Genomic DNA, 12,228 nt, shown 5'->3' with positions numbered 1-12,228 from the left:
CGCATGAAGTCCGTCTACGACGCGCTCGACCCCATAGTCAACGGGAGCCTTACCGAGAAGGAGAAGGGCACCAAGTACGAGGCTGCCTGCGTCTGGTATCTGTGCAACGATTCGTTCTGGGCCGGCTACTTCTCTCGCGTGGGAACGCTCGAGCAGGCTCTCGGCTGGAGCGATTGCCCCATCCATGACGCCCAGGACACGGGCATTGACCTCGTCGCGCAGACGGTGACCGGCGGCTTCTGGTGTGCCATCCAGTGCAAGTGCTATGACGCGTCCAAGGACCTCCCCAAGGGTGTTTGCGACTCGTTTTTCGCCCGCGCGGCCTATGACGATGACATCGCAGAGCTCATGATCATGACCTCTGCGGCGAGAGCCGGCAAGCACCTCGAACAGCAACTCGAGAAGTCGGGCGCCATCTTTGTGGACACCCAGAAGATGGCCGTCTCCAACCTCGACTGGACGCCGTTCATCGATGGTGCCCCCGCATCCGAGCGCGTGACGTATGATCTGCGCCCGCACCAGGAGGAGGCGGTCGCCAAGATCGAGGAGGCCTTCGAGAGCAACGACCGCTGCAAGGCGGTCATGGCCTGCGGCACGGGCAAGACCCTCATGTCGCTGCGCCTGGCCGAAGAGTACCTGGATCCCGAGGGGCTCGGGACCAAGACGGTGCTGTTCTGTGCGCCCTCCATCGCCCTCGTGGGTCAGTCCATGCGAGAGTGGATGGCTCAGAGCAGGGTGAGGATGTCGCCGCTCGTCGTATGCTCTGACTCGAGGGCCTCGCGCCTCGAGGACTCCGTCCCCATGACGCTCATGGACTTCGAGTACCCGGCCACCACAAGTGCCGAGAGCCTCGCGAACGCCTACGCTGCGTGCTCTGCCTCCAACGACGATGGCCTCATCGTCGTGTTTTCCACCTACCAGTCCATAGATGTCATCCACAAGGCCCAGCAGCTCGGCATTCCCGAGTTCGACCTCGTTATCTGCGACGAGGCACACCGCACTACGGGCAACACCCTGCCCGGCGTCTCCAAGGCCGAGGCCTCCGCCTTCATGAAGGTGCATTACGACGAGAACGTCGCCGCCAAAATGCGCCTCTACATGACGGCCACTCCACGCATCTATGGCGAGACGGCAAAACGTAAGGGCGCCGAGGAGGACTACACCATCGCCTCCATGGACGACGAATCCATTTATGGTCCCACCGCGTACCAAATCAAGTTTGGCGAGGCGGTCGAGAGGGGGCTGCTCACCGACTATAAGGTCGTCGTTCTTACGGTTATGGAGGACGCCATAGGTGAGCGCATTGCCGCTTATGACGATGAGGGCGTCGATGCCGTCAGTCTCGACCCGGAGGACATTGGTAAGATCATCGGCTGCTGGAAGGGCCTCGTCGACCACGGCGAGGCAGCGCCGGAGGATGCTACGGGCCTGGGCGACATGCTCGTAGTCGACGACATGGACGTGCTTGCCGCCCATGCCAAGCCGTTGCGCCGAGCTGTGGGTTTCTGCTCCACAATCAACGCTTCCAAGACCATCTGTGAGACGTTCAACAAGATCGTTGAAGGCTACGCCGAAGATGCCGCGGAGGAGGGCTACGGGCTCGAGTGCGAGCTCAAGCACGTCGATGGCAACATGAGAGCAGACGTTCGCACCAAGAACATCGCCTGGTTGGGGGAGGACGTTCCGGAGGGCAAGTGCCGCATCCTCACGAACGCCCGTTGCCTGGCGGAGGGCATCGACGTGCCTAACCTGGACGCCGTCATCTTCTTCAACGCCAAGAACTCCACGGTGGACGTGGTCCAGGCTGTGGGCCGCGTCATGCGCCGTGCGGAGGGCAAGGATTACGGCTACATCATCCTGCCCATCTTCGTGCCGGCAGGCATGAGTCCGGAGGAGGCCCTTGACGACTCCAAGGTCTTCGCGAACGTCTGGAGCATCCTGCAGGCACTGCGCTCTCACGACGAGCGTATCGAGGCTCGCGTCAACGAGCTCAATCTTCTCCAGGAGGCAAACAAGAACAAGCTTGCTGACTCGGGTAAGAACCACGAGGGTTGGGACGGCAATGGTCCCTCGGCGAAGGAGAGGGAGGACGCCAAGGCGGCTGAGATCGCCTCGGGCGTCCAGATGAAGCTATCACTCTTCCCGGTTGAGCGCTGGGAGAAAGCCGTCAAGACGCAACTCGTTAAGAAGTGCGGTACGCGCATCTACTGGGACGAGTGGGCTGACGACGTGGCGCGTATCGCGAAGAGGCACATCGAGCGAATCGGCGAGCTTGTGAGGGGAGACGATGACGTCCGCACCCACTTCGATGTCTTCCTCAAGGGCCTTCAAGACTCGCTTAACCCGCACGTGACGGCAGACGACGCCATCGAGATGGTGGCACAACACATCATTACGGTGCCGGTGTTCGATGCACTGTTCTCAGACTTCAAGTTCGCGGACTCCAACCCCGTCTCCATAGCGATCAACAGGTTCCTCTCCTCGCTCGAGGGACACAACATCGGCGAGGCGTCCGATGCCGACGTGCTCGAAGGGGTCTACGCAAGCGTACGCCGCCGTGCCTCCGTCATCCAGTCCGACGCTGCCCGCCAGCAACTCATCCGCGACCTCTACGAGCGCTTCTTCAAGGTTGCATTCAAGGGGGCGTCGGACAAGATGGGCGTGGTCTACACCCCCATGGAGATCATTGACTACATCCTGCGTGAGACCGATCGCGTACTGCGCCGTGAGTTTGGCAAGTCGCTCGCAGACGACGGCGTGCACATCCTCGATCCCTTTGCGGGCACGGGTGCTTTCATGGCTCACCTCATCGAGAGCGATCTCATTCCAGACGAGAAGCTCCGCCGCAAGTACACCAGGGAAATCCACTCCAACGAGATCCTGCTGCTGGCGTACTACATCATGTCGGTGAACATCGAGCAGGCCTACCACGCCCGCATGGGTGGGGACTACGTGCCCTTCGACGGTGCAGTGCTTACCGACACCTTCCAGATGACCGAAGAGAGCAACACGCTCGACGACGAGGTCTTCTATGACAACACGGACCGTGTACGCATCCAGAACGCCCTGCCCATCCGCGTCATCGTGGGTAACCCTCCGTACTCGTCCGGTCAGAAAAATGCGGATGACGCTAACGCCAACGACTCCTACCCAACGCTGGACTTGAGGCTTGAACAGACCTATGTCCAAGCGTCTGACGCGAGCAATAAGCGCCAGATGTACGACTCTTACATTCGCGCATTCCGCTGGGCGACCGACCGAATCGGTGAACAGGGCATCGTCTGTTTCGTCTCGAACGCCGGATGGCTCAGAGGTCAGGCAATGGCTGGCATCCGCCGATGCTTCCGGAAGGAGGTCGATGACATTTACGTGTTCGACCTCAGGGGTAACCAGAGAACGATGGGCGAGGAATCCCGTAAGGAGGGCGGCAAAGTCTTCGGGCAGGGCTCGAGGACGCCCGTTGCCGTCACGATGCTCATCAAAAAGAAGAACGGCGATCGGGCTGGCAGGATTCACTATCACGACGTGGGTGACTACAAGTCTCGAGACGAGAAGCTCTCAATCATTGGGGACACGGCGATTGATGGTGACGTCAGCTGGACTACTATCGAGCCAGATGAGCATGGGGACTGGTTTGACAAGAGGGAGAAGTCCTTTGACCTCTTCGCTCCGGTTGCATTGGGAAAGTTGAAGGCTCCCGCCGGCGTCTTCCAGACCTACTCTCTCGGCATAGCCACAGGCCGCGACTCGTGGGCATGGAACTACTCCGCCTCCAGGGTTGAGGGCAACATGGCAGGTCTGATCGGCAGACTCAACTACGAGGTTGATCGTTATACCGCGGAAGGGGATGGAACAAAGCCCGAGGACTTTGTGACGTATGACCCGACTGTTATCAGCTGGAACAGGAACCAGCTTGACGATGTGAAGCGCGGCAGACATGCGACATATGATGAATCTCATGTTGTGATGGGCATGTACAGACCATTCTGCAAGCAGGCTGTCTACTTCTGCAAACAACTGACCGCAAGGACCTACCAACAAACCCGCCTTTTCCCGCTCGCCGAAGGCGAGCGGGCGCAAGGACCTACCAACAAACCCATACCTTCCTCAATGGCTGCTCTTACGGCGACGGGAGGGGTGAAGGGAAAAGGCGGCGCAATGACCTACCAACAAATACCTGGTCATTGTCTTGAGAACCTTGTTATCTGCTTTTCCCAGACGACGAGGAGAGATTTTTCTTGTTTCGTGACCTCGCTTCTTCCGGACCTTCACATGGATCCGGATGGCGCTCAGTGTCTTCCCCTCTTCTGGTACGAGGAGTTCGAGGCTGGCGCGGCCCTGTTCGATACAAATGACTATGCGGCTTTCGGTGCTCAGACGTCATTGTTCGGCAATGGTGCTTCGAATAAGGAGAAGGGCATTACCCGTCACGACGCCATCACCGACCAGGCGCTCGAGGTCTTCCGCAAGGCGTACCCGCACGCGTTTGTCGGCAGGTTCAAGAAGGACGGCGGAGAGGAGCTCACCAAGTTCGACATCTTCTTCTACGTCTACGGTATTCTGCATTCGCCGGAGTACCGTAGCCGCTTTGCCGCCAACCTCAAGAAGGAGCTGCCGCGCATCCCGCTGGCGGCGGACTTCAGAGCCTTCTCGGAAGCTGGCCGCAGGCTCGCAGAGCTACACGTGAATTACGAGTCCGTGGAGCCCTGGGCCTCAATCGAGGAGGACGGCGATTCCGTCGACCCTGGCCGCACCGAGAAGATGGCTTTCGGCAAGTGCAAGAAAGATGACGACCACCCCAAGGGCCAGGACATGACCGTGCTGCATGTTGCCGAGCGCATGACGCTGCGTGGCATTCCCGAGAGGGCATACGAGTACGTTGTCAACGGCCGTTCCGCCATTGGCTGGCTCATGGACCGCTACCAGGTTCGCAAGGACAAGGCCTCCGGTATCGCGAACGACCCCAACGACTACTCGGATGACCCGCGCTACATCGTGGATCTTGTGGAGCGCGTCGTGACGGTCTCGATGGAGACTCTCGATATCGTGACCCAGCTCCCAGCCTTGAACGAGCGAGAGCAGCCCGCTGACTGGCCCGTTGAGTGGAAGGTGATGTAAATGCACGACAAGGGCTATATCTTTTGGGATAGCGAAACTGCCAATCCTCAACAGAGAATCTGCCAGGCTGCCTACATCCTGACTGACTTCGAGGGGGAATCGTATCGGCGATCCTGTTTGCCAGACGATTAACCCCGAGAGCGAAATAGCGCCATGGAACAGGCACCACCTTCACATTGATTGGGACTCTCTTGAGGATATGCCTACGTTTCCTCAGTTTTGCGAAGAAGCTGGGCTGCTGGATATCTTGAGCGATTACATCCTCGTTGCTCATAATGCTAATGGTGCTGATATCCATCACATCAGGAAGAGCTTGGCTGCGTACGGCATCGAGATGCCTGTAATCGAGGCGGCTGATACGATGCGGATTGCCCAACAGCACGGACTTCCCAGTTCACTTGTGGGGCTCTGCAATCGTTATGGTGTCGAGCTCGGAGAGCATCATGACGCGCTTTGTGATGCAAATGCCTGCATGGGCGTATATCTCAAGATGTCTGCCGAGTTTGGGAGCTTGGAATCTGCGGTCTGGACGCCTCGGCGCGATTCTTATCACGGACATAAGCATGTCTTCTCCGACCTTGGAACAGTTAACAATTCAACTGAAAGAGTCGAGCAGGTCCTAGAAAAGGCAGAGAAAATGGGACTCAGGGGCTATCCGAGTGATATCGAAAACCCAGTCGGGCTGAAGGTGAAGGTGTCGGGCGAAACCCAAGGTTACAACCGCGGCGAGATCATTGAAGCTCTCCGATCTTGTGGAATGGATGCGAGCGATGGAAAGCCGGCCAAGAAGACGCAGTTCTTGGCCATTGGCGACAATGATGGACGGACCAAGCTCGACGTCGTCTTTGGCGGGGGGGCACTCAGGCAAAGATCATTACCACGGGAGAGATTTTGGAGGTCATGAATCGCTTCGCCGAGGTGAAATAAGGCCGCATGATTTTGTCTGCGTTTCATGGCCTGCTGTTCTTGATAATACTGGCGTCAATGGTGGGAGGTCTCGTCGCTGCCTCACTCCTCACTCCCGCTCGTGGAGGCGCAGGGCGATGTCGCAGGCGAGGCGCACGTCGGGGTCGTCCAGGTCGAGGCCGCTTATCTCGACGATCTGCTCCAGGTGCCTGATGCAGGTGCTTCTCGTGAGGAACAGGTCGCGCGCGGTGCGCGTCACGTTGCGGTCGCGGTCGAGGTAGCCGCGCAAAAGGCGCGTGAGGTCCGTTCCGTTCGCGCGGTCGTGCTCCATGAGGCGCAGGAGTCCCGGCGGGGTCAGCGCCGCGGGAATCTGGCGCACGCGCACACGCCGCAGCATGTCCGCGAGCAGGAAGTCCGTGTAGCGCCAACAGGCGCTCTCCGGCCGCCTCCTGATGCCCAGGAGCGCTGCCGCCAGCGCCTGGTTGTAGTAGTAGAACGTGTTCTTGAGGTCACCGTACGCCTCGCTCGCGCCCACGGCGAGCAGACCCGGGACGAACACGCCGGCAAGGCGTCGCAGCATGCCTTCCTCGTCTGTGCCAGCGCGCGTGAGGTTGCAGACGACGAGGTGCTCGCCATGCATGACGCAGGCGAGCTCGCCGATCCTTCCGGAGAGCGAGCGCGCCGTGGACTCCAGGCGCTCCTGGCTCTGGCCGCGCTGCACGGATGCGATCGAGACGCACAGGTAGCGGTCGAACACATCCCAGCCGAGAAGCCCCGCGCCTGCCTCGATGCGCCGCTCGTCAAGCAGCTGGTGGGCGAGAAGGCCCTCGAGCACGAGCCCGAGCTCCCGCGGCTGTCCGGCCTCCTCGATCTGCCCGCGCATCGAGCGCTCCCACTCCTCGTGGCGCGCGAAGGACCTCGTTACGCGCGCGAGCAGCGCCCTCACGTCGATCGCACCCTCCTCGGTCCAGAGGATGTCGAGGTCTCCGTGGCGCCAGGAGGCGGTCGGCTGGCCCACGCAGATGACGGACGCGATGCCGCTCGTGCTGGGATGCGCGGGCAGCTCGCTTGCCTCCGTGACGTAGACGGGCCCCTCCTCGAGGGGCTCTCCGGGCACGAGGGGGAGGGCGTAGGTGCACGTACGCGTTGCCGCCCCGGGGGCAAGGTGGCTCGAGAACTCGAGCGGGGCGAGCTCGTCTCGGAGAATCTGGAGGTTCAGCCGCATGGGGTCTCCATCGTTGCATGGTACAAAGTGTTTCATCATCTTAGTGGTGTTGCCGCGCTCTGGTTGAGACGTGCGTGCGCGAGGTTCATAGAATTAAACGCGTTGAGATAAACGGGTTTGTTTTGCCTTTCCCACACGACATCGGCCGCATGTGCCCTCGCTCTCAAGAGATGCAAAGTGTCTCAGTCGCGGGGGCTTCTCGAGTTTGGTCGGCGAGGCGTCTGATAATGGTGGCGCAGCAGACCCCTCGAGCGAATGGAGCTCCCATGGCACTGACGGATATCGAAATCGCACAGCAGGCCGAGGTCTGGCCCATCAGCAAGGTCGCCGAGGGTCTCGGCCTGACCGATGACGAGCTCATCCCCTACGGCCACCACATGGCCAAGGTCGACGTCACGAAGCTCCGCGACAAGGAGCGCCGCGCCAAGCTCATTCTCGTGACCGCCATCAACCCCACGCCTGCGGGTGAGGGCAAGACCACGACGTCCGTGGGCCTCGCTGACGCCCTCCAGCGTCTTGGCAAGAAGGCCGTACTTGCGCTTCGCGAGCCGTCCCTTGGTCCGGTCTTCGGCGTCAAGGGTGGTGCCGCTGGCGGCGGCTATGCCCAGGTCGTTCCCATGGAGAACATCAACCTCCACTTCACCGGCGACTTCCACGCCATCGGCGCGGCGAACAACCTGCTTGCCGCCATGCTCGACAACCACATCAAGCAGGGCAACGCCCTCGGCATCGACCCGCGCCGCATCACCTGGAAGCGCGTCGTCGACATGAACGACCGCCAGCTGCGCAACATCGTCTGCGGCCTCGGCGGCGTCGCCAACGGCATGCCCCGCGAGGACGGCTTCGACATCACCGTCGCCTCCGAGGTCATGGCCTGCTTCTGCCTGGCTACCTCCATCATGGACCTCAAGGCCCGTCTTGGCCGCATTGTCGTCGGTTACACCTTCGACCGCACGCCCGTCACCGCGCACGACCTCCACGCCGAGGGTGCCATGACGGCGCTGCTCAAGGACGCCATCTCGCCCAACCTCGTCCAGACGCTCGAGCACACGCCCGCGTTCGTCCACGGCGGTCCCTTCGCGAACATCGCCCACGGCTGCAACTCCGTCATGGCGACCGACGTCGCGATGAAGCTCGGCGACTACGTCGTCACCGAGGCGGGCTTCGGCGCGGACCTCGGCGCGGAGAAGTTCTGCGACATCAAGTGCCGCATGGCCGGACTCACCCCGAGCGTCTGCGTGGTCGTCGCCACCGTGCGCGCCCTCAAGCACAACGGCGGCGTGCCCAAGACGGCGCTCTCCGAGGAGAACCTCGAGGCCCTCGAGGCCGGCATGCCCAACCTCCTGCGCCACGTCACCAACATGCGCGAGGTCTTCGGCCTGCCCGTCGTCGTCGCCATCAACGCGTTCCCCACGGACACGAAGGCCGAGCTTGACCTCGTCGAGGCCAAGTGCCACGAGCTAGGCGTGAACGTTGCCCTGTCCGAGGTCTGGGCGAAGGGCGGCGAGGGTGGCCTGGCCCTCGCCGAGGAGGTCGTGCGCCTGTGCGACGAGCCCAGCGAGTTCACGCAGGCCTACGAGCTTGGCGGCATTCGCGAGAGTATCGACGCCATCGCCCGCCGCGTCTACCACGCTGACGGCGTTGACTTCACGCCCGCCGCTGCCAAGCAGGTTGCCCAGCTCGAGGAGCAGGGCTTCACGAACATGCCCGTCTGCATGGCCAAGACCCAGTACTCCTTCTCCGACGATGCCAAGAAGCTGGGTGCCCCCGAGGGCTTCCGCATCACGGTTCGCTCGGTGAAGGTCGCCGCCGGCGCCGGCTTCGTCGTTGCCCTCACGGGTGACATCATGACGATGCCGGGCCTGCCCAAGCGCCCCGCCGCGGAGAACATCGACGTCGACGAGGACGGCCGCATCACCGGCCTTTTCTAGGGAGTAACCCAGTTCATGAGTGTTTCTATGACCGAGAGGACCTGTGCGGAGTTCTCCGATCGCCTGGCCGCCCGGGAGCCCGTTCCGGGCGGCGGCGGAGCCTCCGCCTACGTGGGGGCGCTGGGTCCGGGCGGCGGCGGGGCCTCTGCCTACGTGGGGGCGCTGGGAACGGCGCTCTGCACGATGGTCTGCCGCTTCATCGAGGGCAGGCCCGCATGCGCCGCGCACGATCCCGCCTGCTCGCGGGCTGAGCTCATGTCCTCCATCTCTGCCGCCAGCGAGGACCCGGCGGTCCACGGCATCCTTGTGTTTCGCCCGCTGCCCGCCTCGCTCGACGTGGCGGTCGCATGCGAGGCCATCGCTCCCGAGAAGGACGTCGACGTGGGCATCACCTGGGACGACGACGCCGGCAGGCTCGTGGGCGACGTCAACTTTGACATCGTTGAGCCCGTCGCTGGTGCCATAACGCCTCTGCCTGGCGGGGTGGGGTCGCTCACCACGGCCGTTCTCATGCAGCATGTCGTACAGGCGGCGGAGCGTGCCGCGACCCGCTCGGAAGGTGAGTAGCATGACCGAAGACCATCGAGCCCGGGTCGCCGCGTTTCCGGACCCCGGTGCCCTCACGCCCCAGAAGATTGAGGCGAAAGCCGTGGAGGCGGGGTCTGCCAAAGCCGGCATGAGCCCTGCGAGGGCCTTCGTCCTCGCCGTGATGGCGGGCTTCTTCATCGGATTGGGCGCCATGTTCATGACGCTCGTGAAGTCCGACGCGACGCTGTCCCCCGCGGCCTCGTCGCTTCTCGGCGGGCTGTCCTTCTCGCTGGGCCTCTTCCTCGTCCTCGTGGCGGGAGCCGAGCTCTTCACGGGCAACGCGCTTATGGTCATCGGTCGCATGCACGGTAGCTATTCGTGGGTTGCCCTCGCCCGGAGTTGGCTCGTCGTCTATGCGGGCAACCTCGTGGGTGCGCTTCTGCTCGCCGCACTGCTCGTCGGGGCGGGTTTCGCCGACATGGCGGGAGGTGCCGTGGGCGAGACCATGGTGGCGGTTGCCGCAGGTAAGGCCGGGCTTTCCTGGAGGGTCGCCTTCTTCCGCGGCGTCCTGTGCAACGTGCTCGTGTGCCTTGCCGTGTGGATGGGGTTCGCTGGCAAGACCGTCGTGGACAAGCTCGCCGCCGCACTTTTGCCCGTGACGTGCTTCGTCGCGTGCGGGTTCGAGCACTGCGTCGCAAACATGTTCTTCCTGCCCATGGGCCTCGTGGCCAACGCCCTGGGCTATGCCGCCCACGGCGTTGACGTCTCTGCCCTCACGGCCACGGGCGCCCTCGCCAACATTTCGGCCCTGACGCTGGGTAACATAGTGGGCGGCGCCATGTTTGTGGCGCTGGGCTACTAGTTCGTCTGCGGGCGCGGCGTGAGGACGTCGTCTGCTGACGACGAGGCGTCGATTCCGGTTTGAGGAGATTCATGGCTATGTACCAGATTCCGTTCGAGATTCCCCCCTACACTTTCGAGGAGGCGGTGGAGAGGCTTCACAGCTCCAAGAAGTTCGGTATCCAGCCCCTGCTCGAGACCGTCGAGGACATGCTCACGGAGCTCGGCAATCCGGATGACTACTTCGAGAGCGTCCAGATCGCGGGCACCAACGGCAAGACCTCGACCTCGCGTTATACCGCCGCGATCCTCATGGGGGAGGGCAAGCGCACCGCTCTCTACACCTCGCCGGAGCTCGTGTGCCTTACGGAGCGCATGGAGCTCATGGGCCGGCCCGTGAGTAAGGAGCGCTTTGCGCGTGGCCTGGCCGCTGCCGTCACCGCGGGCGAGCGCGTGAACGAGCGCCGCAGCGCCGCGGGGCAGAGGCCCTATGACGTCACGGAGTTCGACCTTCTCACCGTGGCCGCCCTCGTCGTCTTCGCCGAGGCGGGCGTTGACGTCGCCGTGCTCGAGTGCGGCATGGGCGGTCGCTGGGACGCGACGAGCGCTGCGCGCACCATCAAGTCCGTCGCCGTCACGGGCATCGGCCTCGACCACATGAGGATCCTCGGTGACACGCTCGAGCAGATCGCGGGCGAGAAGGCTGCCATCATCAAGCCCGGGAGGACCTGCGTCCTGGGCGTCGGTACGGGCACGCCCCCGAGCGTCGAGGACGTGCTGCTGAGCCGCTGTATCGAGGCGGGCGTCGAGCCCACGCTCGTTCGACCGCGCGTCGCCTCCGATGCCCCCGGCGAGCTTGAGCACGGCGAGATGCGCTCACATCCCGAGCTTGCGCAGGCCACCTATCACGTCACGCGCCACCCCGAGCGCATCGGCGGCGGGCTTGTCCTCGACGTAACGACTCCGCGCGCAAGCTACGAGGGACTGTGCGCGGCGCGCCCTGCCTACCAGGCGGCCAATATCGCCTGCGCCGTCGCGCTCGCCGAGGCCTTCCTCGGCCGGCCGCTCGACCAGTATCGCCTGTCCGACCGCGTGGGGGAGTGCCCGACGCCCGGGCGCTTCAACGTCGTGTCGGGCTCGCCCCTGCACCTTGTCGACGCTGCGCACAACCCGCAGTCGATTCGTGCCTTCCTCGCTTCGCTCGCCGAGGTGGCGCCCGACGTCGGGAGCCGTCCCATGCTCCTTTGCGCGGTGCTTGCCGACAAGGACGTTCACGGCATCGTGGGCCTGCTTGCCGACCAGTTCCCCCGCATCGCCGTCTGCGCCACGAGCAGTGACCGCGCCCTTCCCGCCTGTGAGCTCGCCGACGAGTTCGCCTCCTGTGGCCATGTGCCCGAGGAGGTCTTCGAGACGGCCGCCGAGGCCCTCGACGCGCTCGCGGGCGACAGGTACGTGGCCGTCGGCTCGATCACGCTCGCGGGCGAGGCCGTGGCCTGGCACCGCGGGCGCGCCGGTGACTAGCCCCCCTCGTCGCCGGTCTGTGTCGTTTTGCCGATGCACCCTGCAGCGGCAGGGCCCCCGCGCTCATTTGCTACAATTCCTAAAACCATGCCCGGGCACTGAGAGTTCAGGCGAGAGCGCGCTGCCAAACGCCGTGCCGGGCATGTGCGGCAACATTCG

The 12,228-nt window shown here is 63.1% G+C and carries 7 protein-coding genes; 6 read left to right on the top strand and 1 reads right to left on the bottom strand.

Annotated elements, in window-relative coordinates; all coding sequences use genetic code 11:
• Positions 1-3 precede the first annotated feature (3 nt).
• Positions 4-5,118, top strand: a complete 5,115-nt coding sequence (locus tag EFAMC2_RS03275; protein ID WP_187325119.1) for a type ISP restriction/modification enzyme — start codon at positions 4-6, stop codon at positions 5,116-5,118.
• A gap of 82 nt (positions 5,119-5,200) precedes the next feature.
• Entirely contained in the window at positions 5,201-6,022 is an 822-nt protein-coding gene (locus tag EFAMC2_RS03270; RefSeq protein ID WP_154026954.1) for an exonuclease domain-containing protein, read from the top strand.
• A 111-nt stretch (positions 6,023-6,133) separates the two neighbouring features.
• Here the strand turns inward: EFAMC2_RS03270 and EFAMC2_RS03265 are convergent, their stop codons facing one another.
• On the bottom strand, positions 6,134-7,249 hold the full coding sequence (locus EFAMC2_RS03265) for a PucR family transcriptional regulator (RefSeq protein ID WP_187325118.1): 1,116 nt from the start codon (positions 7,247-7,249) through the stop codon (positions 6,134-6,136).
• 266 nt (positions 7,250-7,515) lie between these two features.
• On the opposite strand from EFAMC2_RS03265, the gene EFAMC2_RS03260 reads away from it, so the two are divergent.
• The 4 genes from EFAMC2_RS03260 (at position 7,516) to EFAMC2_RS03245 (ending at position 12,069) form a co-directional block, all read left to right on the top strand.
• Complete coding sequence (locus EFAMC2_RS03260) at positions 7,516-9,180, top strand: formate--tetrahydrofolate ligase (protein WP_154026948.1); 1,665 nt, start codon at positions 7,516-7,518, stop codon at positions 9,178-9,180.
• Positions 9,181-9,195: 15 nt separating this feature from the next.
• Positions 9,196-9,747, top strand: a complete 552-nt coding sequence (locus tag EFAMC2_RS03255; RefSeq protein WP_261980021.1) for a cyclodeaminase/cyclohydrolase family protein — start codon at positions 9,196-9,198, stop codon at positions 9,745-9,747.
• 1 nt (position 9,748) lies between these two features.
• Positions 9,749-10,570, top strand: coding sequence for a formate/nitrite transporter family protein (locus EFAMC2_RS03250; RefSeq protein WP_154026945.1), 822 nt, complete (start codon positions 9,749-9,751; stop codon positions 10,568-10,570).
• 71 nt (positions 10,571-10,641) lie between these two features.
• On the top strand, positions 10,642-12,069 hold the full coding sequence (locus tag EFAMC2_RS03245; RefSeq protein ID WP_315985346.1) for a bifunctional folylpolyglutamate synthase/dihydrofolate synthase: 1,428 nt from the start codon (positions 10,642-10,644) through the stop codon (positions 12,067-12,069).
• Positions 12,070-12,228 lie beyond the last annotated feature (159 nt).

The organism is Olsenella uli (assembly GCF_901212655.1).
Lineage (GTDB): Bacteria > Actinomycetota > Coriobacteriia > Coriobacteriales > Atopobiaceae > Parolsenella > Parolsenella uli_A.
The sequence above is the reverse complement of the archived record's forward strand: the minus strand, read 5'-3'. Positions and strand labels throughout refer to the sequence as shown.